We start from the raw sequence: 24,435 nt of genomic DNA, 5'->3' as shown, positions 1-24,435 counted from the left end.
ACTACATCTTTGGTCTAATGCGACTTGGCAGTCAGTTTCAAGGCCTTTGGTCGAGGCCTTGAATTGCCTGGGGTCAGTCGAGAAGGTCGACTTTGACACGTAAAGTCATGTTTTCACCGCGCTGGGTGCTGTAGTTGCGGCTTGATACGCTGCGATCGGCTTGGCTCTGCTGATTGTGCCCGGCCAGTGTGATCCATTCGCCGAGCTTGCCGGTGACTGTCGTGTCGGTGCTTTGCACATTCACTACATCTGCACGTTCATGGCTGATGCGGTCATTATTGCTGCTTATTTGCAGACGAACCGTTTCGCCACTCAGGCTTGGGGTGACGTAGAAGCCCTGGGTCACGTTGCGGTATTCGGTGTTGCTCTGGATGCGCCCGTAGCCGTCGGTACTGGTGCTGGTGATCGGGATGCTCTGGCCTACCTGGATCAGTGCCGGCTGGCCTTCGCTGGCCTGGACCTGCTGCATGCCGCCGTCACGGTTGCTGGTGCCGTAATGGATGACGCGCGCGTTGCCACGGTTGTCCTGGAAGTTGCTGTCGTTGTTGTCGACGCTGATCAGCAGGCGCTTGGGTGCGGTGTCCAGCTGTTGCAGCAAGGTGCGCAGGTCGTCGATGCGCTCGGGGCTGGCATTGACGATCAGCTTGTTCTCGAAAGCGCTGACCGTGCCGTCCTTGCCGATGAACGCCTGGGTGGCGGGCAGCAGTTCGGTGCTGCTGCGGTGCTGTAACGGCAGTACCTCGGTGGCGGCTTGGGCGGTAAGGCTGGCGGCCAGCAGCAGGGCGGCGCATAGGGGGCGTAGCGGCATGTCCATGATCTCCGCAGGGTGAACCAACATGATGGCAAAATTACCGGCTGTGTGCAGGATCTGGATCACGTCGGTGATGTGCGGTGATGGGGTGATCTATCGGGTTTTATCTTGTAGGCTATAAATTATAGTCATTGAGATAATTTAGGATAATCACATGTCGCCCATTCGCCCGCTGCTGCGTCGTGATCAGTTGGCCAAGGCCCTGGGCCAGGACCTGGCCGGTGAGTCGCTGGTCGATTACAGCTCTGGCATGTTCCTCGCCGCGCCCCGGCGTACGGGCAAGAGCACCTTCCTCAACAATGACTTCATCCCCGAATGCGTTCGGCGCGGCTGGCTACCGGTTTACGTCGATCTGTGGTCGGACCGCGACGCCGCGCCGGCAGAACTGATCAGTGGCGCCATCGGTGCTGCGCTGGGTCACTTCGAAGGTGCGCTGGCCAAAGCTGCGAAAAAGGCAGGTATCGACAAGGTGAACCTGCTGCGTACCCTCAGTTGGGACTTTACCCGCCCGCACCTGCCTGAGGGTACGACCTTGGCTCAGGCGCTTGCCGTGTTGCACCAAGTGTCGGGGCAGATGGTGGTACTGATCATCGACGAGGCCCAGCATGCCCTCAACAGTAAAGATGGCCTGAACGCGATGTTCGCGCTAAAGGCCGCGCGGGACCATCTCAACCGTGGTGACCGTCCGGATGGCTTGCGCCTGGTGTTCACCGGTTCCAGCCGCGACAAGCTGGCCAACCTGGTGTTGAAGAGCAAGCAGCCGTTCTTTGGTGCCAGTATCACGCCATTCCCCTTGCTGGGGCGTGAATATGTGGAGTTCATCACGGCCTTGTGGAACCAGCGCCTGGCCGACAGCAACCAGTTCAAGGTCGAGGACCTGGCATACGCTTTTGAGCTGGTTGGCCGCCGCCCGGAAATGCTCAACAAGCTGCTGGCCGAGGTCAGTGTCGGTTTGGGCGAGGCAGGCAACCTGGGTGAGCTGCTGCGCAATGGGGTACTCAATCATCAAGCCGGCGTATGGAGTGACTACGAAAGCGCCTGGAACGAGCTTTCGCCCCTGCAGCAGGCAGTGCTTGAGGTAATGGCCGAGCGCACACTTGGCCGGCAGCCTTTTTCGCCCTTTGCCGAGCAAACCCTGGCCGATGTCAGCCGCAAGCTGGAACTGGCCCAAACCGAGGCCAATGCCAGCACACCTAACGTACAGAAGGCCCTTGATGCTCTGCGCGACAAGGAACTGGTCTGGAAGGCCAATCGTGGTGAGTATGCACTCGAAGATACCGCAATGGCCGAATGGTTGACCTCGGTCGGGCGCTAGGCGCCTTTGCGGTGGCTGCTGCCGGACAAATTCCGTAACATCGCGCCCCTTGTTTTTGTACCGCCCGCCCGAACCGCCCACAGGATGCCCATGAAACCCGCCCGACTCCGCGCCGACCTGCTTGCCGGCCTGACCACCTCGTTCGCCCTGGTGCCCGAGTGCATCGCCTTTGCCCTGGTGGCGCATCTCAACCCGTTGATGGGCCTGTATGGCGCCTTCATCATCTGCACCCTGACGGCGCTGTTCGGTGGCCGGCCGGGGATGATCTCCGGCGCTGCCGGCTCGATGGCGGTGGTGATCGTCGCGCTGGTGGTGCAGCACGGTGCGCAGTACCTGCTGGCGACGGTGCTGCTGGGGGGCGTGGTGATGATCCTGTTCGGTGTGCTGCGCCTGGGCAAGCTGGTGCGGTTGGTGCCGTACCCGGTGATGCTCGGCTTCGTCAACGGCCTGGCCATCGTCATCGCCCTGGCCCAGTTGGAGCACTTCAAGCAGGGTGAGCACTGGCTCAGCGGTGCGCCGCTGTACCTGATGATAGGCCTGGTGGCGCTGACCATGCTGGTGGTCTACGTGTTGCCGAAACTGACCCGTGCGGTGCCGCCGGCGCTGGTGGCGATCCTCAGCGTTGGTTTGCTGGTGTACCTGCTGGGCCTGCCCACTCGCACCCTGGGCGACATGGCGCACATCGCCGGCGGTCTGCCACACCTGGCCCTGCCGGACGTACCGTGGAATCTTGAAACCCTGAAGATCATCGTCCCTTACGCGGTGCTGATGGCCATGGTCGGCCTGCTGGAAACCCTGCTTACGCTCAACCTGACCGATGAAATCACCGAGAGCCGTGGCTACCCGGACCGCGAGTGCGTGGCACTGGGTGCGGCCAACATGGTTTCCGGCCTGTGTGGCGGCATGGGTGGTTGCGCGATGATCGGCCAGACGGTGATCAACCTCAGCTCCAATGGCCGTGGTCGGCTGTCGGGCGTGGTGGCCGGGGTGATGATCCTGCTGTTCGTGCTGTTCCTGGCCCCGCTGATCGAGCGTATTCCGCTGGCGGCGCTGGTCGGGGTGATGTTCGTGGTGGCGCAGCAGACCTTTGCCTGGGCGTCCCTGCGGGTGCTGCACAAGGTGCCGCTGAGCGATGTGCTGGCGATCATTGCGGTGACCGTGGTCACGGTGTTCACCGACTTGGCCATGGCGGTGCTGTTCGGCGTCGTCATCGCAGCCCTGAACTTTGCCTGGCAGCATGCGCGGGAACTGTATGCCGACAGCCATGAGGACGGGGAAGGGGGCAAGCATTACCAGGTGCATGGCACGCTGTTCTTTGCCTCGACCACGCCGTTCCTCAACCAGTTCGACCCGGCTAACGACCCGGCCAGGGTGACCCTGGATTGCCAGCATTTGAGCTTTGTCGATTATTCGGCGGTAGCGGCGTTGCAGACCTTGCGCGAGCGGTATGCCAAGGCGGGCAAGCAATTGCGCGTGGTGCATTTGTCGGAACGCTGCAAGAAGCTGCTGAAGCGGGCTGGCGAGCAGCACTGATGGTTGGTTGTTGCCTGTGCCGGCCTCTTCGCGGCTAAAGCCGCTCCCACAGGTCCTGCACAGTATTCACTGTCTGTGTTGTCCCTGTGGGGCTTTAGCCGCGAAGAGGCTGGTGCAGGCGAAAGGTTTATTCGCCGCGGTTCTTCTTGACGATGGCCTCGGCAATGCTCGCCGGGGCCTCGGCATAGCGGGTGAACTCCATCGAGAAACTCGCCCGGCCCTGGGTCATGGAGCGCATCGAGGTGGCGTAGCCGAACATCTCGCCCAGCGGCACCTCGGCGCGGATCACCTTGCCGGCCGGCGTTTCGTCACCATCCTGGATCATCCCGCGGCGCCGGCTGAGGTCGCCGAGGATGTCACCCTGGTACTCCTCCGGGGTCACCACTTCCACCTTCATCACCGGCTCCAGCAACACCGCTCCACCTTTCTGCGACAGCTGCTTGGTGGCCATCGAGGCGGCGATCTTGTAGGCCATTTCGTTGGAGTCGACATCGTGGTACGAGCCGTCGTACACCGCCGCCTTGAGGTTGATCAGCGGGTAGCCGGCGAGTACGCCGTTCTTCATCTGTTCCTCGATGCCCTTCTGGATTGCCGGGATGTACTCGCGCGGTACCACGCCGCCGACGATCTCGTTGATGAACTCCAGGCCTTCCTTACCCTCGTCGCCGGGGGCGAAGCGGATCCAGCAGTGGCCGTACTGGCCTCGGCCACCGGACTGGCGGACGAAGCGGCCTTCGATCTCGCACGTGTTACGGATTTTTTCGCGGTAGGCCACCTGTGGCTTGCCGATGCTGGCCTCGACGTTGAACTCGCGGCGCATGCGGTCGACGATGATGTCCAGGTGCAACTCGCCCATGCCCGAGATAATGGTCTGGCCGGTCTCTTCGTCGGTGCGCACGCGAAATGACGGGTCTTCCTGGGCCAGCTTGCCCAGGGCGATGCCCATTTTTTCCTGGTCGGCCTTGGTCTTCGGCTCCACTGCCACGGAAATTACCGGGTCGGGGAAGTCCATGCGTTCGAGGATGATCGGTTTGTCCATGTCGCACAGGGTGTCGCCGGTGGTCACGTCCTTCATGCCGATCAGCGCGGCGATGTCGCCGGCGCACACGTCCTTGATTTCGGCGCGCTGGTTGGCATGCATCTGCACCATGCGGCCGATGCGTTCCTTCTTGCCCTTGACCGAGTTGAGCACTGCGTTGCCGGAACTGAGCACGCCGGAATAGACCCGGGCGAAGGTCAGGGTGCCGACGAACGGGTCGGTGGCGATCTTGAACGCCAGGGCCGAGAACGGCTCGCTGTCGTCGGCGTGGCGCTCCAGGTGCTTTTCTTCGTCGTCCGGGTCGGTGCCCTTGATGGCCGGGATTTCCGACGGGGCGGGCAGGTAGTCGATGACCGCGTCGAGCATCAGCGGCACACCCTTGTTCTTGAACGATGAGCCGAGAATGGTCGGCACGATCTCGTTGTTCAAGGTGCGTTTGCGCAGGCCGGCCTTGATCTCCTCGATGCTCAGGTCCGCGCCGTCGAGAAACTTCATGGTCAGTTCATCATCGGCCTCGGCCGCCGCCTCGATCATGTGCGCGCGCCACTCGTCGGCCAGCGCCTGCAGCTCGGCAGGGATGTCTTCTTCGCGGTAGCTGGTGCCCTGGTCGGCGTCGTTCCAGTAGATGGCCTTCATTTTCACCAGGTCGATCTGGCCGACGAAGTTTTCTTCGCTGCCGATGGCCAGCTGGATGGGTACCGGGTGGTGACCCAGGCGCTGGTCGATCTGCCTGACCACGCGCAGGAAGTCGGCGCCCTGGCGGTCCATCTTGTTGATGTAGGCCAGGCGCGGCACGTGGTACTTGTTGGCCTGGCGCCAAACGGTCTCGGACTGTGGTTCGACCCCGTCCGCGCCGCTGAACACCACCACCGCGCCATCGAGCACGCGCAGCGAGCGCTCCACCTCGATGGTGAAGTCGACGTGGCCGGGGGTGTCGATGATGTTGAAGCGGTACTTGTGAGCGAACTGCTTGGTCGAGCCCTGCCAGAAGGCGGTGGTCGCCGCCGAGGTGATGGTGATGCCGCGCTCCTGCTCCTGAGCCATCCAGTCCATGGTCGCGGCACCATCGTGCACTTCGCCCATCTTGTGGTTGACCCCGGTGTAGAACAGGATCCGCTCGGTGGTCGTGGTCTTGCCGGCGTCCACATGGGCGACGATGCCGATATTGCGGTACAGCTCGATGGGCGTTGTACGGGCCATGGCGGACTACCTGTGGATGAGCGGATTCTCCCACGGTAGCAGACCGGGAGAATCCTGCCGTGCCGCCGGGCCGTCAGTCGGCCTGGGCTTGCAGCAGCCACTGGCCGTCCACTTCGCGGGCCAGGCCGCTGGCTGGCAGCAGGGCCAGCAGGCGCGTATGCAGGGCGGCTTCGGTGAAGGTCTTGAGGGTGGCCAGGTCCAGTGCACCGACCAGGTTGAGATCGGCCTTGGTGTACGACAGCCAGGCCTTTTTCAGGGCCTGGGCGACGTCGCTGCCAGAGGTGCAGGCGAAGCGGCGGTGCCATTGGCGACCGTCGAAGGTGAAGGTGTGGGCGTGGCTGTAGGTGCTTTGGTCGCCACCTTCGGTGCAGCGGTGGCAACGGCACGGGCCTTCGCCGAAGGCGTTGCGCAGGTAGCTGTTGAAGTCCACCACGGGCTTGAGGGACAGGCGTTTGTCGACTTCGAACAGGTCGGCGATCAGGGGTTCTTCGGCGCTCACTCGGGATCCTCGTGTGGTGTGGCTTGCATCGGCGGGCACCCTAACAGATCGGACCCTTCAGATCACCTTTTGCAGGCCCGGCCTCTTCGCGGGTAAACCCGCTCCCACAGGTATTGCGCGCGCCGTGGGCAGTGTGCGGTCCCTGTGCGAGCGGGTTTACCCGCGAAGAGGCCAGTAGAGACAATAGAGATCACCTGCCGTACTCTACGCGCCCATATGCCTACACACCCACAGAGGTAACCCCGCTTGAGCACCAAGTACCCGTACATCGCCACCGTCACCATCAGCGCCGAAGACCGTGGCGGCGACGCCGAGGCCTCGGAAAACCCCAACATGCGCGTTGGCCTGGAAGCGGTGACCGAAACGCTGAAAAAGGTGCATTTCGTCGGTACGCTCGCAGCCCCTGAAAAGTCGGCCACGCATATCTGCGTGACCCTGGAAAACGGCCTGACCTACTACGGCCCCATCGTCAACGGCCACGCCGAACTCGAAGGCGGCTGGATTGCCTTCGAGTCCGACATGCTCACCCCGGCAGAACTGGATTTGTAAGTATCAGTTCAGCTCGGCCAGGCACTGTTCGAGGATATCCAGGCCTTCCTCGAGCACTTCGGCCTCGATAGTCAGCGGTGCCAGCAGGCGGATGATGTGCCGCGCCTTGCCGCTGGGCATCAGTAGCAGGCCCTTGGCCCGCGCTGCTTCCATCACCTTGGCCAGGTGCGCCGGTGCCGGGCTGCCGTCGGCATTGACGAACTCGATCCCGCGCATGGCGCCGACGCCGGTCAGGCGGCCGATGAACGGGCTCAGCCCCGAAGCCTTCCAGCGCTCGTAGCGGCGCACGATTGCCTGCTCCTGGCGCTCACCCCAGGTGGCGACGTTCTCGTCGGTCATCTGCGCCAGGCTGGCCAGGGCCGCCGCGCAGGCGATCGGGTTGCCCGAATAGGTGCCCCCCAGGCCGCCCTTGGGCAGCGCCGCCATCAACTCCTTGCGCCCGACCACCGCACCCAGCGGCATGCCGCCAGCAATACTTTTGGCCAACAGCAGCAGGTCGGGCTCAAGCCCTAAGCGCGGGAAGGCGAAGCGCTGGCCGGTACGACCGAAACCCGACTGGATCTCGTCGATGATGATCAGGATCCCGCGTTCGTCGCAGAAGCGGCGCAGGGCCTGGGCGAAGCCCGGATCAAGGGCGAGGAAGCCGCCTTCGCCCTGCACCGGCTCGAAGATGAACGCCGCCACGTCCTCCACTGCCAGCTCGACGCTGAACAGGCGGTCCATGGCCTTGAGGGCCTGTTCGCAGGTAACCCCGGTGTCGGCGCTGGGGTAGGGCAGGTGGTACACCGGCCCCGGCAGCTCACCGACCCGTTGCTTGTACGGGGCGACCTTGCCGTTGAGGTTCAGGGTGGCCAGGGTGCGACCGTGGAAGCCGCCGTCGAAGGCGATGATGGCGCGTTTGCCGGTGGCACCGCGGGCCACTTTAAGGGCGTTTTCCGCGGCTTCCGCGCCGCTGTTGGTGAGCATGCCGGCCAAGGGGTAGCTGACCGGCACGAATTGGCTCAGTTGCTCCATCAACGCCAGATACGGACCGTGGGGGGCTGCGTTGAAGGCGTAGTGGGTCAGACGAGTGGCCTGGGCCTGGATCGCCTCGACCACGGCCGGGTTACAGTGGCCCAGGTTGAGTACGCCGATACCGCCGACGAAGTCGATGTAACGTTTGCCGTCGGTGTCCCAGACTTCGGCATTACGGCCATGGGAAAGTGTAATCGGGTGAACGATGGCAATGGATTGGCTGATACTTTCCTGGTTCATGGGCACGCGGACCTTTGTTCGAATTTCTTATTATCCAAGCGTGTTGGCGGGTTATTCCGCAAACGAATTATTCGATTGCGGTTATTCCCTGGATTCTTGATCTTGGCTGATTTTGTATTGCTGGCACTGGCCTCTTCGCGGGTGAACCCGCTCCCACAGGTACGGCGCCACACTTGAAAGCTGTGCGATCCCTGTGGGAGCGGGTTTACCCGCGAAGAGGCCCGCCCAGGTGATATCAATCCCCCTCGGCCACCCGCTCCCGGATCCACTGCACAAAGGCCCGCACCTTGGGCACTTCGGCGGCATGCTCGGCATGGGCGATGAAGTGCCGGCCATTGCTCGCCACCGGGTGGTCCCAGGCCACCACCAGCTTGCCCTCGCTCAGTTCTTCGGCCACCAGGTAGCGCGGAATCAGGGCGATGCCGCAGCCGGCAATGGCTGCGCGGATGCACAGGTAGAACGTGTCGAAGCGTGGCCCGTGGTAGCTGTTCTGGCTATGCAACCCCAGCCCCAGAAACCATTCGTGCCAGGCCTCCGGGCGTGACACGCACTGCAACAGGCGGTGTTCGGTCAGCGCCTGGGCACTGTCGAAACGGTGGTTGGCCAGCAGCTGCGGGCTGCACACCGGCACCACCTCCTCGCTGAACAGTTCGATACAAGTTGCCCCGGGCCAGGTGCCCTGGCCAAAGAAAAACGCAACGTCGGCCTTGGCCTGCACCAGGTCGAACGGCTCCAGTTCGTTGCGGATATCCAGGTGAATGCGCGGGTAGCGGTCGCCAAAACCCTTCAGCCGGGGCACCAGCCAGCGCGCGCCGAAGGTGGGCTGGGTGGCGATGCGCAGCACTTCGGTCTCGTCGCCGTAGCTGAGGATGTAGCGGCTGGAAATGTCGATCTGGGTGAGGATCTTGTTCACTTCGGTGAGGTACAGCGCGCCGGCAGGGGTCAGGTGCAGGCGCCGGCGAATGCGCTGGAACAGTGAGTGCGAGAGCATGTCCTCGAGTTGCGCCACCTGCTTGCTGACGGCGCTCTGGGTCAGGTGCAGTTCCTGGGCCGCGCGGGTGAAGCTGAGGTGGCGGGCGGCGGCTTCGAAGCACTGAAGGGCGGTGGTCGAAGGCATCAGGCGTTTGGACATGACGGGCAAATACCGAGCAAAAAAGGAAGGAGTTCATTCCGTGTTGGAATCATGTGTTTCGAAAAGGTCGTTTGTTGACCCCGCCCTATAGATTAATACTGACCTGGATCAACGATTACAACCGGTCGTGCAAAGAGGAGGTCAATACCTGCTTCCGGCATCTGCAAAACAACAACAACGTACATCAGAAATTTATAAGAATTCTGCTCCAGTCTTCAGCCGCTCCGCTGCGGCCGACCCATTCGAGGGTTCTTCATGGCTTCGCAACACAACAACAAACAGCGTTCCCTGCAGCACGGCCTGACGTCCCGTCAGGTATCCATGATTTCCATCGCCGGCATCATCGGTGCCGGTCTGTTCATCGGTTCCTCCAACGCCATCGCCACCGCCGGTCCGGCCATCCTCATCTCTTACGCCATGACCGGCCTGCTGGTCTTGCTGGTGATGCGCATGCTGGGCGAAATGGCCATCGCCAACCCCAACAGCGGCTCGTTTTCCACCTATGCCTCCGAAGCCATCGGCCCTTGGGCAGGTTTTACCATCGGTTGGCTTTACTGGTGGTTCTGGGTCCTGATCATTCCCGTCGAGGCCATTGCCGGTGCCGATATCCTGCATGCCTACTTTCCCGGTGTGCCGTCGTGGCTGTTTGCCTTCCTGATCATGCTGGTGCTGTCGGGTACCAACCTGATCAGCGTGAAGAACTTCGGGGCCTTCGAATACTGGTTCGCGTTGGTCAAGGTGGTGGCGATCATCGCCTTCATCGTGGTCTGCAGCCTGGCGGTGTTCGGCGTCTGGCCGTTGGCCGAGGTGTCCGGGGTGAGTCGGTTGTGGGACAGCGGCGGCTTCATGCCCAACGGTTTCGGCACCGTACTCGGTGGCGTGCTGATCACCATCTTCTCGTTCTTCGGCGCCGAAATCGTCACCATTGCCGCTGACGAAACCGCCAACCCGAAAGACAAGATCCGCCGCGCCACCAACCTGGTGGTGTACCGCATCGCCATCTTCTACCTGGCGTCGATCTTCCTGGTGGTGTCGCTGGTGGCCTGGAACGACCCGGGGCTTAAAGCGGTGGGTTCGTTCCAGCGCGTGCTGGAGGTGTTGAACGTGCCGGGCGCCAAGTTGCTGGTGGATATCGTGGTGCTGGTGGCCGTGACCAGTTGCATGAACTCGGGCCTGTACACCGCGTCGCGCATGCTCTATTCGCTGGGCGCCCGTGGCCAGGCGCTGAGCGTGACCAAGCGTATTTCCGGTTCTGGCGTGCCGACCGTGGCGGTCATCTTCTCGACCCTGGCCGGCTTTGCCGGGTGCTTCGTCAACTATGTGTTCCCGGGCAAGGTGTTCGGCTTCCTGCTGTCCACTACCGGCGCCATCGCCTTGCTGGTGTACCTGGTGATTGCCGTGTCGCAGCTACGCATGCGGGCTCGTGCCGAGCGTGAAGGGCGGCCGCTGGAGCTGAAGATGTGGCTGTTCCCATGGCTGACCTGGCTGGTGATCGGCACCATCGTCATGGTGCTGGGTTACATGTTGTTCAGCGATGCCTACCGCTACGAGACACTGATGACCGCCGGGGTAACCGCGTTCATCCTGCTGGTTTCGCTGACCCAGCGGCGGGCCAGGGTGGTTGCCCAGACGGCCTGATGTTTTTGTTTTAATGTGGGGGCGTTGCGCGCCCCCCATATCAATAAGCACAGGAAGCGTATGAACGACCACTCCCTTTCCCTCCAAGCCCTCGCGGCACCCGACGGCACTTGCTACGGTTGCGGTTGCGCCCACCCCAGCGGCCTGCACCTGCAAAGCCATTGGGATGCCGACGGCATCCACCTGTTGTGCCGGCACGCGCCCGACAGCACCTTCATCGGCTGGCCCGGCCTGGTCTACGGCGGCCTGCTGGCGATGCTGGTCGACTGCCACTCCAACTGGACGGCAATGGCTTACCACTACCGCAACGAAGGTCGCGCAGCGGGGAGCCTGCCGCGCATCGACTGTGTCACTGGCAGCCTCGGCCTGAACTACCTCAAGCCCACACCCATGGGCGTCGAATTGTTGCTCAAGGCGCGTGTGGAAGGTGAGGTCGGGCGCAAGACCCGGGTGATCTGCGAAGTCTGGGCTGACGATGTGCTGACGGTGACCGCCGACTCGGTGTTCGTCCGCGTCGATACCGAAAAGCTCAAGCTCAAGGCTCACGGCCAAGCCTGAACTGCCCGTGCTGACAACTGGTCGGTGATGGTCAGCCGCCGGGGATGTCTCTAGAGTGAGAGGTTCATTCCCCCCGGCAAGGTTGATCATGACCGATCTCAGTGCTTTCCCCATTACCCGCAAATGGCCGGCCAGACACCCCGAGCGTCTGCAGCTGTATTCACTGCCGACACCCAACGGCGTCAAGGTGTCGATCATGCTCGAAGAGATTGGCCTGGCCTATGAGCCGCACAGGGTCAGCTTCGACAACGATGACCAGCTGAGTGCCGAGTTCATCTCGCTCAGCGCCAACAACAAGATCCCCGCCATCCTCGACCCCAATGGCCCGGGCGGTCAGGCGCTGTCGCTGTTCGAGTCGGGGGCGATCCTGCAGTACCTGGCGGAGAAGAGCGGCCAGTTGCTCAGCCAGGATCCGGCCCAGCGATACCAGACCCTGCAGTGGCTGATGTTCCAGATGGGCGGCATCGGGCCGATGTTCGGCCAGGTTGGCTTCTTCCATTTCTTTGCTGGCAAGGAATACGAGGACAAGCGCCCGCGGGACCGTTATGTCAACGAGTCCAGGCGCCTGCTTGGTGTGCTGGACCGGCATTTGAAAGGCCGGGAATGGATGGTCGACGAGTACAGCATTGCCGACATCGCGATCTTCCCGTGGGTGCGTAACCTGGTGGAGCGTTACAACGCCGGTGACCTGGTCGGCTTCGATCAGTTCAAGCAAGTGCAGCGGGTGCTGGCGGCGTTTCTCGAGCGGCCGGCGGTGCAACGCGGGCTGAAAATTCCAGGTTGATCAGGTTGCGCTGAACCTGTGGGAGCTGGCCCAGCCCTTTGGGCTGCGCTGTCGCATAGAGAACTGAATTCGCAAGCGGTCCGTGCATCCTGTGGGAGCGGCTTTAGCCGCGAAGAAACCAACGCGGTGCATGGCACCGGCTGCGCCGGTGTTCGCGGCTAAAGCCGCTCCCACAGGGGCCCTGCTAATTCAACGAGTTATGTGCAGTTCTATGAGAGCGGCGTACAGATTCAGAAGATGTGGTGCAGCAGCCAGTACAGGCTGCCGGCCAACAGCATCGCTGCCGGCAAGGTCAGCACCCAGGCCATCAGCAGGTTGATCAGCGTGCGCGTCTGAATCCCCGAGCCGTTGGCCACCATGGTCCCGGCTACCCCGGAGCTCAGCACGTGGGTGGTCGACACCGGCAACCCGAACATGTCCGCCGCACCAATGGTGCACATTGCCACCACCTCGGCTGAAGCACCCTGGGCATAGCTGAGGTGGGTCTTGCCGATCTTCTCGCCTACCGTCACCACGATGCGCCGCCAGCCGACCATGGTCCCCAGCCCCAGCGCGATGGCCACGGCCACTTTCACCCACAGCGGGATGTAGCGGGTGGCGTCATCCAGCTGGGTCTTGAACAGCAGCACATGGCTGCGGGTGTCGGCATCGAACGCCACCAGCTGGTTCTTCTCGATCAGGCGGATGGCTTCGCTGGTCAGGTACATGTCGTTGCGCACGTTGGCCATGGCTTCGGCCGGTACCCGCTTGAGCGAGCCATAACCTTTGACCTCTTCGCCGATCATGCCGGTCAGCGCCGCCAGCGCCGGGACCAGTTGCGGGCTGGCCTTGGGTTCGGCAATGAACGCGGTCAGCACCTGGCGAGGGTCGGCCGGGGCCGCTTGCGGGTCGTTGCGCAGCAGTGCCTGGCGGGTTACCTCGGCGACGGCGGAAAACTGCAGGGCCTGCTGATTGGGCATGGTCTTGTTCAGCGCGTAAGCCATCGGCAGGGTGCCAACCAGAATCAGCATGATCAGGCCCATGCCTTTCTGGCCGTCGTTGGAGCCGTGGGCAAAGGACACCCCGGTGCAGGTCAGGATCAGCACGCCGCGGATCCACCACGGTGGTGGTGTCTGGCCTTCCGGCGCCTGGTACAGTGCCTGGCGCTTGACCAGCGCGCGCAGGGCCAGCAGCAACAGGGCAGCGCAGGCAAAGCCGATCAGTGGCGAAAACAGCAAGGCATAACCGACCTTGCTGGCCTGGGCCCAGTCCACGCCGCTGGTACCGTCGCGCCCGTGCATCAGCGCATTGGCCACGCCCACACCGATGATCGAACCGATCAGGGTGTGCGAGGATGATGCTGGCAGGCCCAGCCACCAGGTGCCGAGGTTCCAGATGATCGCCGCCAGCAGCAGGGCGAAGACCATGGCGAAACCGGCCGAAGAGCCGACCTGAAGAATCAGCTCCACCGGCAGCAGGGCGATGATGCCGAACGCCACCGCGCCGCTGGAGAGCAGCACGCCGAGGAAGTTGCACAGCCCGGACCAGACCACGGCTACCGGTGCCGGCAACGAGTGGGTGTAGATCACGGTGGCCACTGCGTTGGCGGTGTCATGGAAGCCATTGACGAACTCGAAGCCCAGGGCAATCAGCAAGGCCAGGCCCAGCAGCAGGAATGGCGTGACCGTGGTGATTACCGTGCCGCTGGCCGTCACATCCTGCTTCAGGCTCCAGGCGGTGTAGGTGATGCCGACCAGCAGCAGGCCGAAGAACAACACCAGGGTGGCACGCCCAGGCTTGTGGGCAAGCTGCGGGCGGGAATCGCGTTGGGTCAGTTGCGGCTGGCTGGCCAGTGACGGGGTTGCCATGGGGGCTCCGGTTGGCGTGGGGCGAAGGTGCCGAAGGCCTTGAGCATAGAAACAATTCCTGACCCGGCCGTGACCTCGATCAATGATTTATCTAGGCTCAAGACGGACGGTAATGGCAGGAGAAACCCATGATTCGCTGCAAGCGTGTCTACGATGCGATTGAGCAAGACGATGGCCAGCGCGTGCTGGTCGATCGCCTGTGGCCGCGTAACAAGCGCAAGGACGATCTGCACGGGCAGTGGTTGCGCGAAGTTGCACCCTCGGCTGAATTGCGCAAGGCGTTTCACCAGGGTGAAGTGGACTTCGCCGGCTTCACCCGGCGCTACCAGCAGGAACTGGCAGCCCACCCCGAACACTGGTACCCGCTGCTGGACCTGGCGGGGAAGGGCGCGCTGACATTGCTTTATGCGGGCAAGGACACCGAGCATAACAATGCCCGGGTGCTGGCTGAATGGCTGGAGGACGAACTGGACCGGCGTGGGCCTGGCAGTTCGCCCGTGTGCTACGGCCAATGATCGATATTCGTTGTACCGGCCCTGTCGCCGGCAAGCCAGCTCCCACAGGTACAGCGATAGCCTTGAAGGCAGCGCTGTACCTGTGGGAGCTGGCCCAGCCCTTTGGGCTGCGCTGTCGCATAGAGAACTGAATTCGCAAGCGGTCCGTGTATCCTGTGGGAGCGGCTTTAGCCGCGAAGAATCCAACGCGGTGCATGGCACCGGCTGCGCCGGTGTTCGCGGCTAAAGCCGCTCCCACAGGGGCCCTGCTAATTCAACGAGTTATGTGCAGTTCTATGAGAGCCTGGCTTGCCGGCGACAGGGCGGGGCCTGGCAAACTGAAAAGTCGGAAATGTGATGTCCCTGAAACTGACCCCCGCCAACGACAGCCACTGCACCTTCGCCCGCGACCTCACGCGCCGCGCCATGCTGGCGTACTACCGTGAATACGACCTGCTGTGGATCGAGCAAGCCTTCGACGAAGCCTGGGGCTGGCGCGAGCAGTGGCTGGTGACTGAAGGTGACACCGTGCTCGGCTTCTGCAGTCTCAGCCAGGACCGCCAGGCACTGTTCATCCGCGAGTTGCACCTGCTACCTGAGCACCGTGGGCGTGGTGTCGGCAGCTGGGTGCTGGAGCAACTGGCGCTGTGGGCCCGCCGGCGGCATCTGCCGCTGCTACGGCTGATGGTGTTTCGCAGCAACCCGGCGCGTGTGCTGTACCAGCGCCATGGCTTCGTCGAGATGGGTGAGGACGAATGCTTTGTGCGTATGCAGCGGACGATCGACTGATAGCTCAATGATGGCTTGTCGCGACTGGTGAGCATGGGCATAGTGAGCTCGGGCGTATACGGCTGTCTGCAGGCGGATAGGCCGTGCATGAGTGTGATCAGGGACAAGGAGAATCCCATGAAAGGAATCGGTCCGCGGCTGCGGGAAGAGCGTGAGCGTCTGGGGATGACCCAGCGCGTGTTTGGCGATATCGGTGGGGTCGAACCCAATGCCCAGGGCAAATACGAGAGTGGTGAGCGCACGCCGCGAGCCGATTACCTGGCGGCATTGGCGGCCAGAGGCGTGGATGCGCTATATGTGCTCAGCGGTATCCGCACCTCGGCACCGCTCGAGGGGCTGAACACCGATGAGTCCGGTTTGCTGGGGGCTTTCCGGCAGTTGTCGGGCGACGATCAGGCGGCACTCTGGCACCTGCTGCGGCGTTTGACCAACAACGACAAATCCCGGCCGACAGTGAGGCCGCGCACGGTTGAACGTCAGGCGTTTCTTACGGAAGGAATGCGTTAGGTCCGCCGTGAAAAATTTTGTTAAGGTGGCGGGATCCAATCGCCCTGCTGACGAGGTGTGTGCTTGATTAGGGTCTTAGTGGTCGATGATCACGATCTGGTACGAACCGGTATTACCCGCATGCTGGCCGACATCGATGGCCTGCAGGTGGTGGGTGAGGGTGACTCGGGCGAATCGGCACTCAAGCTGGCCCGTGAACTGAAGCCGGACGTGGTGCTGATGGATGTGAAAATGCCCGGCATCGGTGGTCTGGAAGCCACCCGCAAGCTGCTGCGCAGCCACCCGGACATCAAGGTGGTTGCCGTGACCGTGTGCGAGGAAGACCCATTCCCCACGCGCCTGCTGCAGGCCGGTGCCGCTGGCTACCTGACCAAGGGCGCCGGCCTTGACGAAATGGTCCAGGCCATCCGCCTGGCCTTTGCCGGCCAGCGCTACATCAGCCCGCAGATCGCCCAGCAGCTGGCGCTGAAACCGTTCCAGCCACAGGGCTCGCCGTTCGATGCCTTGTCGGAACGGGAAATCCAGATTGCCCTGATGATCGTCGGCTGCCAGAAAGTGCAGATCATCTCCGACAAGTTGTGCCTCTCGCCCAAGACCGTCAATACTTACCGTTATCGGATCTTTGAAAAACTCTCGGTCACCAGCGATGTCGAACTGACCTTGCTGGCCGTTCGCCACGGTATGGTCGACGCAAGCCTGTAAAACCTCATGTCCCAAGTTTTCGATGCCAGCGCATTCCTGGCGACCTGCAGTGGCCGCCCGGGCGTCTACCGGATGTTCGACGGCGAAGCCCGGCTGCTTTACGTGGGCAAGGCCAAGAACCTCAAGAAGCGTCTGGCCAGCTATTTCCGCAAGACCGGTCTGGCGCCCAAGACCGCCGCGCTGGTGGCTCGCATCGCCCAGGTCGAAACCACCATCACCGCCAACGAAACCGAGGCGCTGCTGTTGGAGCAGAACCTGATCAAGGAATGGCGGCCACCGTACAACATCCTGTTGCGTGACGACAAATCCTACCCCTACGTGTTCCTTTCCGACGGTGAGTTCCCGCGGCTGGGCATTCACCGTGGAGCGAAGAAGGCCAAGGGCCGCTACTTTGGCCCATACCCCAGCGCCGGGGCCATTCGTGAAAGCCTCAGCCTGCTGCAAAAGGCCTTTTCGGTGCGCCAGTGCGAAGACAGCTACTACGCCAACCGCACCCGGCCGTGTCTGCAATACCAGATCAAACGCTGCAAAGGGCCCTGCACGGGCCTGGTGACCGCCGAGGAATATGCCGAGGACGTGCGCCACTCGGTGATGTTCCTCGAAGGGCGTAGCCAGCAATTGGGCAATGAGCTCAATGCCGAGATGGAGAAGGCCGCCATGGCCCTCGATTTCGAGAGGGCCGCCGCGTTGCGCGACCAGATCGCCTTGCTGCGCCGGGTCCAGGACCAGCAGTACATTGAAGGCGGCAGCGGCGACGTCGACGTTATCGCCGCCTTCGTCAACCCCGGTGGCGCCTGCGTGCACCTGATCAGCGTGCGCGGCGGGCGGGTGCTGGGCAGCAAGAACTTCTTCCCGCAGGTAGGCATCGAGGAGGAGGTGGCCGAAGTGATGGCCGCGTTCCTCTCCCAGTACTACCTGGGCAATGCCGAGCGCGAATTGCCGGGGGAACTGATTGTCAACGTGGTGCACGAAGACTTCGCCGCCATCAGCGAAGCCCTGCAGACCCTGCGCGGCCGCGAGCTGACCATCAGCCACCGGGTACGCGGTACCCGGGCCCGCTGGCAGCAGCTGGCGGTAACCAACGCCGAGCAGGCGCTCAATGCCCGCCTGGCCAACCGCCAGCACATGGCCGCACGTTTCGAGGCGCTGGCCGAGGTGCTGGGCCTGGACGAGGTGCCGCAGCGCCTGGAGTGCTACGACATCAGCCATTCCAGCGGTGAGGCCACGGTGGCCAGCTGCGTGGTGTTCGGCCCCGAAGGCCCGCTCAAGTCCGACTACCGCCGCTTCAACATCGAAGGCGTCACTGCCGGCGACGACTACGCCGCCATGCACCAGGCCCTGACCCGCCGTTACGGGCGCATCAAGGACGGCGAGGGCAAGTTGCCCGATGTGCTGCTGGTGGACGGCGGCAAAGGCCAGCTGAACATGGCCCGTGACGTGATGCAGGCGCTGGGCTTCAGCGACCTGACCCTGCTTGGCGTGGCCAAGGGCGTGACGCGCAAGGCTGGTTTCGAAACCCTGTACCTGAACGATGTGCACCACGAGTTCACCCTCAAGGGCGACTCACCGGCCCTGCACCTGATCCAGCAGATCCGCGACGAAGCCCACCGTTTTGCCATCACCGGTCACCGCGCCCGCCGTGGCAAGGCCCGCCGGGTGTCCAGCCTGGAGGATGTAGCCGGGGTAGGGCCCAAGCGCCGGCGCGACCTGCTGAAACATTTCGGCGGCCTGCAGGAGCTCAACCGCGCCAGTATCGATGAAATCGCCAAAGCACCCGGCATCAGTAAAAAGCTTGCCGAGTCGATTTATGCCAGCCTGCATAGCGAGTAGAATGCGGGCTCAACTTGCGGCCAGTCGTACCGATGAATATTCCAAACCTGCTCACCGTTCTACGCGTCCTGCTCATCCCGATCTTCATCCTGCTGTTCTATATGCCTTACCCCTGGAGCTACACAGCCGCCAGCAGCGTGTTCGCCGTTGCCGCCGCCACCGACTGGCTGGACGGCTACCTGGCGCGTCGCCTGCAGCAGAGCACGCCGTTCGGTGCCTTCCTCGACCCTGTGGCCGACAAGCTGATGGTGGCGGTGGCCCTGGTGCTGCTGGTGCAGACCCACGCCAACTTCTGGCTGACCTTGCCGGCCGCGGTAATCATCGGCCGCGAGATCGTGGTGTCGGCGCTGCGCGAGTGGATGGCCGAACTGGGCGCACGGGCGCATGTGGCAGTGTCCAACCTCGGCAAGTGGAAAACCGCGGCACAGATGCTGGCGCTGGTGATCCTGCTGGCCAATCCACCGGCGATGACCTTCTGGGTAATCCTCGGCTACGCACTGCTGCTGGTGGCGGCGGGGCTGACCCTGTGGTCGATGGTGCACTACCTGCTGGCCGCCTGGCCGCACCTGCGCGAAGGCTCGGAGCAGAAATAAAAGTTTTTTTGAATCAAGGGGTTGACGCTGTTTTAGAATTCGCTAGAATGGCACCCATCACGACGCGGGAATAGCTCAGTTGGTAGAGCACGACCTTGCCAAGGTCGGGGTCGCGAGTTCGAGTCTCGTTTCCCGCTCCAAATATAGATCTACAGAGTTCCATGGAAGTCTGTAAGTCATTGAAAAAAGGGCCTTACGGCCCTTTTTTCGTTCCAGCGGGAACCACCGAAAACCGGCAGTATCCAGCCATTTCAAGGCCAGGTTCAAGGCCAGGTTTGAGGCCAGAACTGGAAAAGTCCCCATCGGGCGAAGGCGGCACCTGTCGGTACCGCACAGGTTCAGAAGCTTTTGCCGACCGAGGCCACCACCGTGGCCGAGCAAATGTCGTTGAAGCCCAGGTAACTGGCGCATTCTGCCTTCGACAGGTCTGTGTCGATGTAGCTGACCGACCAGTCTAGCGACAGCATCATGCGGCTCAGTTTCACTTCCCATTCGTGGTAGGTATCGCGGCTCGAACCGTCGTTGGCGAACCAGCTCGGATCTTTGTAGTCATTGCGCCCGTAGCGTGTTTCCAGGCCAATGCCATAGGGCAGCTGCGTGGCGTAGCCGACATAGCTGTAGAGCATCGACTGGTTGCCGTTGAAATTGTCCGAGTAATTGCCGCCTAGCAGCATGCCCCAGGCGCGCAGTTCAGCATGGTATTCACCGTAGTTGAAGTTGCCCTGGCGCGGGTAAACGTACTTGATGTACGAGGTGTCGAGGGTGACGTCGCCGCTGACCTGCCAGAAGTAGCCGGCGTAGTAGTCCAGCTCCTGACGCGTGCTGCTGCCATAGCCAAAATCGACGTTGGAGCTCCACACGCCTGCGTACAGGCCGCTGGCGTGAATCAAGCTCAGTGAGCCTTGCAGGGCCCGGTCGTTCTGGGTCTGGGAGATGCCGCGGGTGCGGTAGTCGCTGAAGACCCCGGCCTTGGCTTCGAGGCTGAAGTCGTCTTTGAGGTCGATGGCATGGGCCAGTGGCGCGCAGCCGAGCAGGCCGCCTGCGATGAGGTAGCGTACGTTCATTCGATGCTTTCCATTCTTGTTGTTGTGAGCGGTGCGTCAGGGCCGGCCTCTTCGCGGGCAAGCCCGCTCCCACAGGGTTCGGCGCTATTGCTGTGGGAGCGGGGTTACCCGCGTTGCGCTGCATCGGTGGGCATAGGCAGGCGCCGCCTCAGCGCGCGTAGATCTGCTTGCCGGCAAACCAGGTCTGCAGCACTTGCGTATCGCGCAGCGCCTCTGGCTCGACGGTGAACACGTCGCGGTCGAGGACGATCATGTCGGCCTGCTTGCCGACCTTCAGCGAGCCGACCTGCTGTTCCAGGCGCATGGCCCGGGCGGAGTTGAGGGTGTAGGCCTGGAACATCACTTGGCGGTCAATGGCCTCGTCGGCGTTGAGCACACCTTTGGGCCCTTTGCGGCTGACGGCCTGGTAGATCGCTTTCCACGGCTCCGGGGTGGTGATCGGCCAGTCGCTGGCGCCAGAGATGGTCGCGCCATGCTTGAGCAGCGAATGGGCCGGGAAGGTGTGCATGAAGGCCATGGCATTCACGTAGGGCTTGACCAGGTCGATGTTGGACTCGTCGGCACTGGCCCAGTACAGCTGCATCGCGGCGATCACGTCGAGGTGCTTGAAGCGGGCATATTCCTTGGGGCTGACCATCTGCAAGTGGGTGATGGAGTGGGGGATGCCACTGTGGCGATCACGCCGGGCCTGCTCGATGCCATTGAGCGCTTCGCGTACGGCGCGGTCGCCAATCGCGTGCACGTGCACCAGCCAGCCGCGGGCATCGGCGGCACTGACCAGCTCGCCGAAGTGTTTCGGGTCAAGCAGCAGCTCGCCGTTCTGCCCGGAGTTCTTGTAGGGATCGAGCATCGCCGCGGTCTGCGCCGGCGCCTCGGCCACGCCGTCGGCGAACACCTTGATGCCCGGCAGGGTGAGGTTGCGCACGCCGAGGAATTGTTGGCGTACTTTGTCCAGTTCGTCGAGGTCGGCGGGGCGGGCCTTGGAGTCGGCCATCAGCAGCGCCGCGACGTGGGCGGTCAGCTCGCCGCGCTCGGAAAGGTTCTTGTAGACCGGCAGCACGCCGAGCGCGTTGTTCTTCACGTCGGCGCCCGGCAGTTCGTTGGCCAGCGGGTCCATCCAGCCGGTGATGCCCAGTTGCTTGTAGTAATCCAGGGCCATGCGCCCAGCGGTCATCAAGGTGTCGTGGGACAGCGGTGGCAGCAGGTCGGTCACCGGGTAGTAGCTGGCATCGGCGAGGAAGCCGTTCGGGGTGCCGTCCTTATGCTGGCCGACGGTATTGCGCGCCTCGGCGGGCAGGGCCGCGATGGTCTTGGCGTCGATGCCAGCGCGTTTGAGCATGGCCTGGTTGGCCCAGCCGGTGTGCATGTCATTGGCGGCGAAGAGGATCGGCTGGTCGGCCCACTCACCGTGGTTGAAGCGCTGCTCCAGGGCGGGAATGTCGTCCCAGTAGGTGCCGGGCACGCCACCGACGCTGAGGAACTCGCCACGCACGGCCTTGCCGTCCTTGCGCCACTGATGCAGGCGCCGCTCCAGTTCATCGAGGGGGACTTCTTCGCCAGCCAGGTTGGCCAGCTCCAGTTGCAGGCCGCCCTTGATGGCATGGGAGTGGGAATCGAGCATGCCAGGCATCAGCACTTTGCCGCCCAGGTCGATCACCTGCGTACTGTCGCCTTTCAGGCTTAGCACGGCCTGGTCGGATCCCACCGCCACGATCTTCTCGCCTTCGACTGCCACGGCCTGCTGCAATGGCTGGCCTGGCTCGGCGGTGTAGACCTTGGCGTTGTGCAGGATCAAGTCCACTGCCGCAACACTCGGCAGGGCGGTGCAGGCAAGGCCCGCGCTGATCGCCATCTTCAGGAGCTGCTTCATTCGATGCCTCGTTCTTGTTGTGTTGGAGCGGCAGCCTAGCCAAGGCACGCAGTTGGAAAAATGCGCAAGCAGGCACAACTTTTTTCGCCCTGGGGAAATAATCCGTCGCCTATGATTGCCGTGCTGCAAGCCGCCCCCATTCCAGTGCCTATTCAAATACGCGGTAATTACGGGCTTGATAAAAAGGCGCGCACGCTTACCCGCGCCGCGCATCGCCCCGTTTGTGCCGAACAGGAAGAAAACCATGGATAAAATGACGGCCCTGACCATCTTCGTCGCCGCCGCCGAACACGGCAGCTTCAGCCGTGCGGCCGAGCAATTGGGCAAGACCCCCTCGGCGATCACCAAGGCCATCGCGCACCTGGAGACCGAGCTGGGCGTGCGCCTGTTCGAGCGCACCACGCGGCGCATGGCACTCACCGAAGCGGGCACGCTGTACCTGGAAGGTGCTCGCCAGGCGCTGATGCACCTGCAATTGGTGACCGAAGAAGTGGAGCAGTTGCAGCATGAGCTGCGCGGCACCTTGCGCATCACCGCACCGCCATCGTTCGGCCCGGCGTTTCTCAACCAGGTGTGTTGCCGCTTCATGCGCGAACACCCGCAGGTGCGTCTGGAGGTGAACCTCAACGACGCCAATGATGATTTGATCGACGGCGGCTACGACCTGTCGCTGCGCGACGGCCCCACCGACCAGCCCGAGTTGATCGCCCAGCCGTTGATCGAGAACCGCGTGATCCTCTGCGCGAGCCCCGACTACCTGGCCCGGCGAGGCGACTCGATCACCCTGGAAAACTACGCCCAGCACGACTGGCTGTTGCTGCGCCATCCGCTGCTCAACCGCAGCTTCTGGTGGATCGAGCGCGACGGCCAGGCGCTGCGCGTACGCCAGCCCACGCCTCGGTTGGTGAGCGACAACTTCGATTTTTTACTGGCCTGCCTGCTCGATGGCCAGGGCTTGCAGTTCGTGCCCACGTGGAGCGCCGCGCCGTACCTGGCCAAGGGGCAACTGGTAGAGGTGATGCCTGACTACTGGCGCGCGCTGAGCGCATTCGGGCCCTGGGTGCACGTGCTGTACCTGCCGCACCGGCGCAACACGCGTAAGGTGCAGACCTTCATCGCCCTGTTGCACGAACACCTGCGGGGGCAGGGCCTGGAGGCGGGCGTACGGGGCTGAGTTTTTCCGTTTGGGCACAAAAGTTGTGCGGAGTGTGGCGATGATCGGCGGGGGATGGGTCGCTAGGCTAACGGTGGTTTGCCTGAATCCAGCGGCCGCTTCGCGCCCGATTGCGATGCGGCCCCACTCTTTCCAGAACAGCAACGATGCCTTGAGCCCGCTGTACCAGGAGTTCCCGCAGTGAAGATCCACACCTTAGTCACCGATGTCCGCAACCCCCTCGAACGGGGTCGCCAGATCGGCGAACGCTTCGCCGAGCAGATCCGCACCACCACCGAGCTGTACCTGGACTTCTTCCCGCGGGTCGGCGTAAGCCTGCGCGAAGCGCAGCGCATCGGCGAAAACAGCCTGGCCGCGCTGGAGGCCTGGAGCCCGGACCTGGCCGGAGAACTGATCGGCATGGCCAGCGGCGCCGGCCTGCCACTGTGGCAATTGGCGAGCCTGAATGCCCGCACCGAAGTGCTGGCGGCACGCACCCGCCATAGCGAATGTTCGACCACCGTGCACGCCCCGCGCGGTCCGCGCGCACCGCAGACCTTGCAAACCTGGGACTGGCACGACAGCCTCTGCCCCCATGGCCTGATGCTGGCGCTGCACACCGAGCGTGGCATGCACGTCAAGCTATTCAGCGAGTTCGGCATTTTGGCCAAGCTGGGCGTGAACAGTGCCGGCCTGGGCCTTCACTTCAACATCCTCCACCACGTCAGCGACAACGACAGCGGCGGCGTACCAGTGCATGCCATCGCCCGTCGTCTGCTGGAGGAAGCCAGCAGCGTCGAAGGCGCCGTAGAGCTTGCGCGTTCGGCACGGGTCAGTGCCTCCACCGTGCTGACCGTGTTCTCCCGCGAGGACAGCAGCCCGCGCGCGGTCAGCATCGAGCTGAGCCCTGAGCGCACCGCGCTGGTGCTGCCGCGCGAAGACGGCTGGCTGCTGCACACCAACCACTTCCTCGACCCGCACCTGAGCCAGGGCGAGCAGGTGGCCGACCGCGCTGACACCCAATGCCGTCTGGGCCACTTGGAGCAGGTGATCGGCCAGATGGGCAGCGCCGACCTGCGTGCCCGCGCCGAAGCCATGTGCGGTGCCCAAGGCGACAGCGCGCCGATCTGCTTCCACCCGGACATGGCCATGCCCGACACCGAGCGCTGGGAAACCCTGCTGAGCGTGGGCATCGACACCGAACGTTGCCTGCTGGAATACGTGGCGGGCACGCCACTGCAACTGGCCAAGGCCGGGTTCGAAACCTTCTGAGC

23 protein-coding genes and 1 tRNA gene are annotated in these 24,435 nt (G+C 63.1%); 16 read left to right on the top strand and 8 right to left on the bottom strand.

The window, feature by feature from the left end:
- Positions 1-73: 73 nt before the first annotated feature.
- Positions 74-808 (bottom strand): secretin N-terminal domain-containing protein, encoded by a 735-nt coding sequence (locus FQ664_RS19130; RefSeq protein ID WP_144174108.1) that lies wholly within the window; start codon positions 806-808, stop codon positions 74-76.
- Positions 809-965: 157 nt separating this feature from the next.
- Here FQ664_RS19130 and FQ664_RS19125 point away from each other — a divergent pair, with 157 nt between their 5' ends.
- Both FQ664_RS19125 and FQ664_RS19120 read left to right on the top strand, forming a co-directional pair.
- The gene (locus FQ664_RS19125) at positions 966-2,126 is read left to right on the top strand and encodes an ATP-binding protein (protein ID WP_144174106.1); all 1,161 of its coding nucleotides are present in this window, start codon (positions 966-968) and stop codon (positions 2,124-2,126) included.
- Between the two features lie 90 nt (positions 2,127-2,216).
- Positions 2,217-3,659 (top strand): SulP family inorganic anion transporter, encoded by a 1,443-nt coding sequence (locus FQ664_RS19120; RefSeq protein ID WP_144174104.1) that lies wholly within the window; start codon positions 2,217-2,219, stop codon positions 3,657-3,659.
- A gap of 127 nt (positions 3,660-3,786) precedes the next feature.
- Here FQ664_RS19120 and fusA read toward each other — a convergent pair whose 3' ends face one another.
- Entirely contained in the window at positions 3,787-5,898 is a 2,112-nt protein-coding gene (gene fusA / locus FQ664_RS19115) for an elongation factor G (protein WP_144174102.1), read from the bottom strand.
- Between the two features lie 73 nt (positions 5,899-5,971).
- Positions 5,972-6,397, bottom strand: coding sequence for a hypothetical protein (locus FQ664_RS19110; protein ID WP_144174100.1), 426 nt, complete (start codon positions 6,395-6,397; stop codon positions 5,972-5,974).
- 246 nt (positions 6,398-6,643) lie between these two features.
- Between FQ664_RS19110 and FQ664_RS19105 the strand changes: the two genes are divergently transcribed.
- Complete coding sequence (locus FQ664_RS19105) at positions 6,644-6,946, top strand: hypothetical protein (RefSeq protein ID WP_144174098.1); 303 nt, start codon at positions 6,644-6,646, stop codon at positions 6,944-6,946.
- 3 nt (positions 6,947-6,949) lie between these two features.
- Here the strand turns inward: FQ664_RS19105 and FQ664_RS19100 are convergent, their stop codons facing one another.
- Both FQ664_RS19100 and gcvA read right to left on the bottom strand, forming a co-directional pair.
- Complete coding sequence (locus tag FQ664_RS19100; protein WP_144174096.1) at positions 6,950-8,200, bottom strand: 2-aminoadipate transaminase; 1,251 nt, start codon at positions 8,198-8,200, stop codon at positions 6,950-6,952.
- 235 nt (positions 8,201-8,435) lie between these two features.
- Positions 8,436-9,332, bottom strand: coding sequence for a transcriptional regulator GcvA (gene gcvA, locus FQ664_RS19095; RefSeq protein WP_144174095.1), 897 nt, complete (start codon positions 9,330-9,332; stop codon positions 8,436-8,438).
- A gap of 255 nt (positions 9,333-9,587) precedes the next feature.
- On the opposite strand from gcvA, the gene FQ664_RS19090 reads away from it, so the two are divergent.
- The 3 genes from FQ664_RS19090 to FQ664_RS19080 all read left to right on the top strand — a co-directional run bounded on the left by FQ664_RS19090 (position 9,588) and on the right by FQ664_RS19080 (position 12,312).
- A complete protein-coding gene (locus FQ664_RS19090; protein ID WP_144174093.1) occupies positions 9,588-10,970 on the top strand; it encodes an amino acid permease in 1,383 nt (460 codons plus the stop codon).
- A 60-nt stretch (positions 10,971-11,030) separates the two neighbouring features.
- Positions 11,031-11,528: a PaaI family thioesterase gene (locus FQ664_RS19085; protein ID WP_144174091.1), complete on the top strand. Its 498-nt coding sequence runs from the start codon at positions 11,031-11,033 to the stop codon at positions 11,526-11,528.
- An 88-nt stretch (positions 11,529-11,616) separates the two neighbouring features.
- On the top strand, positions 11,617-12,312 hold the full coding sequence (locus FQ664_RS19080) for a glutathione S-transferase N-terminal domain-containing protein (protein ID WP_144174089.1): 696 nt from the start codon (positions 11,617-11,619) through the stop codon (positions 12,310-12,312).
- A 230-nt stretch (positions 12,313-12,542) separates the two neighbouring features.
- Here the strand turns inward: FQ664_RS19080 and FQ664_RS19070 are convergent, their stop codons facing one another.
- Complete coding sequence (locus tag FQ664_RS19070) at positions 12,543-14,159, bottom strand: inorganic phosphate transporter (protein WP_144174086.1); 1,617 nt, start codon at positions 14,157-14,159, stop codon at positions 12,543-12,545.
- A gap of 128 nt (positions 14,160-14,287) precedes the next feature.
- Between FQ664_RS19070 and FQ664_RS19065 the strand changes: the two genes are divergently transcribed.
- The 7 genes from FQ664_RS19065 (at position 14,288) to FQ664_RS19035 (ending at position 19,214) form a co-directional block, all read left to right on the top strand.
- On the top strand, positions 14,288-14,674 hold the full coding sequence (locus FQ664_RS19065) for a DUF488 domain-containing protein (protein ID WP_144174084.1): 387 nt from the start codon (positions 14,288-14,290) through the stop codon (positions 14,672-14,674).
- A 336-nt stretch (positions 14,675-15,010) separates the two neighbouring features.
- On the top strand, positions 15,011-15,442 hold the full coding sequence (locus FQ664_RS19060; protein ID WP_144174083.1) for a GNAT family N-acetyltransferase: 432 nt from the start codon (positions 15,011-15,013) through the stop codon (positions 15,440-15,442).
- A 117-nt stretch (positions 15,443-15,559) separates the two neighbouring features.
- Positions 15,560-15,949, top strand: a complete 390-nt coding sequence (locus FQ664_RS19055; RefSeq protein WP_144174081.1) for a helix-turn-helix domain-containing protein — start codon at positions 15,560-15,562, stop codon at positions 15,947-15,949.
- A gap of 63 nt (positions 15,950-16,012) precedes the next feature.
- Positions 16,013-16,651: a response regulator transcription factor GacA gene (gacA, locus tag FQ664_RS19050; RefSeq protein ID WP_003251380.1), complete on the top strand. Its 639-nt coding sequence runs from the start codon at positions 16,013-16,015 to the stop codon at positions 16,649-16,651.
- 6 nt (positions 16,652-16,657) lie between these two features.
- Positions 16,658-18,481: an excinuclease ABC subunit UvrC gene (gene uvrC / locus FQ664_RS19045; protein ID WP_144174079.1), complete on the top strand. Its 1,824-nt coding sequence runs from the start codon at positions 16,658-16,660 to the stop codon at positions 18,479-18,481.
- Between the two features lie 32 nt (positions 18,482-18,513).
- A complete protein-coding gene (gene pgsA / locus FQ664_RS19040; RefSeq protein ID WP_144174077.1) occupies positions 18,514-19,074 on the top strand; it encodes a CDP-diacylglycerol--glycerol-3-phosphate 3-phosphatidyltransferase in 561 nt (186 codons plus the stop codon).
- Positions 19,075-19,138: 64 nt separating this feature from the next.
- A tRNA-Gly gene (locus tag FQ664_RS19035) sits at positions 19,139-19,214 on the top strand.
- A gap of 198 nt (positions 19,215-19,412) precedes the next feature.
- Here FQ664_RS19035 and FQ664_RS19030 read toward each other — a convergent pair.
- Both FQ664_RS19030 and FQ664_RS19025 read right to left on the bottom strand, forming a co-directional pair.
- Complete coding sequence (locus tag FQ664_RS19030; RefSeq protein WP_144174075.1) at positions 19,413-20,138, bottom strand: TorF family putative porin; 726 nt, start codon at positions 20,136-20,138, stop codon at positions 19,413-19,415.
- 148 nt (positions 20,139-20,286) lie between these two features.
- Positions 20,287-22,008, bottom strand: coding sequence for an amidohydrolase (locus FQ664_RS19025; protein WP_144174073.1), 1,722 nt, complete (start codon positions 22,006-22,008; stop codon positions 20,287-20,289).
- A gap of 60 nt (positions 22,009-22,068) precedes the next feature.
- On the opposite strand from FQ664_RS19025, the gene FQ664_RS19020 reads away from it, so the two are divergent.
- The 3 genes from FQ664_RS19020 (at position 22,069) to FQ664_RS19010 (ending at position 24,433) form a co-directional block, all read left to right on the top strand.
- Complete coding sequence (locus tag FQ664_RS19020) at positions 22,069-22,260, top strand: hypothetical protein (protein ID WP_144174071.1); 192 nt, start codon at positions 22,069-22,071, stop codon at positions 22,258-22,260.
- Positions 22,253-23,182 (top strand): LysR family transcriptional regulator, encoded by a 930-nt coding sequence (locus tag FQ664_RS19015; protein WP_144174070.1) that lies wholly within the window; start codon positions 22,253-22,255, stop codon positions 23,180-23,182. The genes FQ664_RS19020 and FQ664_RS19015 overlap by 8 nt, the downstream gene beginning before the upstream one ends.
- A gap of 180 nt (positions 23,183-23,362) precedes the next feature.
- The gene (locus tag FQ664_RS19010) at positions 23,363-24,433 is read left to right on the top strand and encodes a C45 family autoproteolytic acyltransferase/hydrolase (RefSeq protein WP_144174068.1); all 1,071 of its coding nucleotides are present in this window, start codon (positions 23,363-23,365) and stop codon (positions 24,431-24,433) included.
- The last annotated feature ends 2 nt before the right edge of the window (positions 24,434-24,435 follow it).

The organism is Pseudomonas persica (assembly GCF_900291015.1).
In the GTDB taxonomy this organism is placed as follows: domain Bacteria; phylum Pseudomonadota; class Gammaproteobacteria; order Pseudomonadales; family Pseudomonadaceae; genus Aquipseudomonas.
This window is presented reverse-complemented; position numbering and strand designations above follow the sequence as displayed.

Bases quoted from the DNA above. Each gene is read 5' to 3' on its own strand.
- FQ664_RS19130 (WP_144174108.1), bottom strand. From the start codon at position 808: ATGCCGCTACGCCCCCTATGCGCCGCCCTGCTGCTGGCCGCCAGCCTT.
- FQ664_RS19125 (WP_144174106.1), top strand. From the start codon at position 966: ATGTCGCCCATTCGCCCGCTGCTGCGTCGTGATCAGTTGGCCAAGGCC.
- FQ664_RS19120 (WP_144174104.1), top strand. From the start codon at position 2,217: ATGAAACCCGCCCGACTCCGCGCCGACCTGCTTGCCGGCCTGACCACC.
- fusA (WP_144174102.1), bottom strand. From the start codon at position 5,898: ATGGCCCGTACAACGCCCATCGAGCTGTACCGCAATATCGGCATCGTC.
- FQ664_RS19100 (WP_144174096.1), bottom strand. From the start codon at position 8,200: ATGAACCAGGAAAGTATCAGCCAATCCATTGCCATCGTTCACCCGATT.
- gcvA (WP_144174095.1), bottom strand. From the start codon at position 9,332: ATGTCCAAACGCCTGATGCCTTCGACCACCGCCCTTCAGTGCTTCGAA.
- FQ664_RS19090 (WP_144174093.1), top strand. From the start codon at position 9,588: ATGGCTTCGCAACACAACAACAAACAGCGTTCCCTGCAGCACGGCCTG.
- FQ664_RS19085 (WP_144174091.1), top strand. From the start codon at position 11,031: ATGAACGACCACTCCCTTTCCCTCCAAGCCCTCGCGGCACCCGACGGC.
- FQ664_RS19080 (WP_144174089.1), top strand. From the start codon at position 11,617: ATGACCGATCTCAGTGCTTTCCCCATTACCCGCAAATGGCCGGCCAGA.
- FQ664_RS19070 (WP_144174086.1), bottom strand. From the start codon at position 14,159: ATGGCAACCCCGTCACTGGCCAGCCAGCCGCAACTGACCCAACGCGAT.
- FQ664_RS19065 (WP_144174084.1), top strand. From the start codon at position 14,288: ATGATTCGCTGCAAGCGTGTCTACGATGCGATTGAGCAAGACGATGGC.
- FQ664_RS19060 (WP_144174083.1), top strand. From the start codon at position 15,011: ATGTCCCTGAAACTGACCCCCGCCAACGACAGCCACTGCACCTTCGCC.
- FQ664_RS19055 (WP_144174081.1), top strand. From the start codon at position 15,560: ATGAAAGGAATCGGTCCGCGGCTGCGGGAAGAGCGTGAGCGTCTGGGG.
- uvrC (WP_144174079.1), top strand. From the start codon at position 16,658: ATGTCCCAAGTTTTCGATGCCAGCGCATTCCTGGCGACCTGCAGTGGC.
- pgsA (WP_144174077.1), top strand. From the start codon at position 18,514: ATGAATATTCCAAACCTGCTCACCGTTCTACGCGTCCTGCTCATCCCG.
- FQ664_RS19030 (WP_144174075.1), bottom strand. From the start codon at position 20,138: ATGAACGTACGCTACCTCATCGCAGGCGGCCTGCTCGGCTGCGCGCCA.
- FQ664_RS19025 (WP_144174073.1), bottom strand. From the start codon at position 22,008: ATGAAGCAGCTCCTGAAGATGGCGATCAGCGCGGGCCTTGCCTGCACC.
- FQ664_RS19020 (WP_144174071.1), top strand. From the start codon at position 22,069: ATGCGCAAGCAGGCACAACTTTTTTCGCCCTGGGGAAATAATCCGTCG.
- FQ664_RS19015 (WP_144174070.1), top strand. From the start codon at position 22,253: ATGGATAAAATGACGGCCCTGACCATCTTCGTCGCCGCCGCCGAACAC.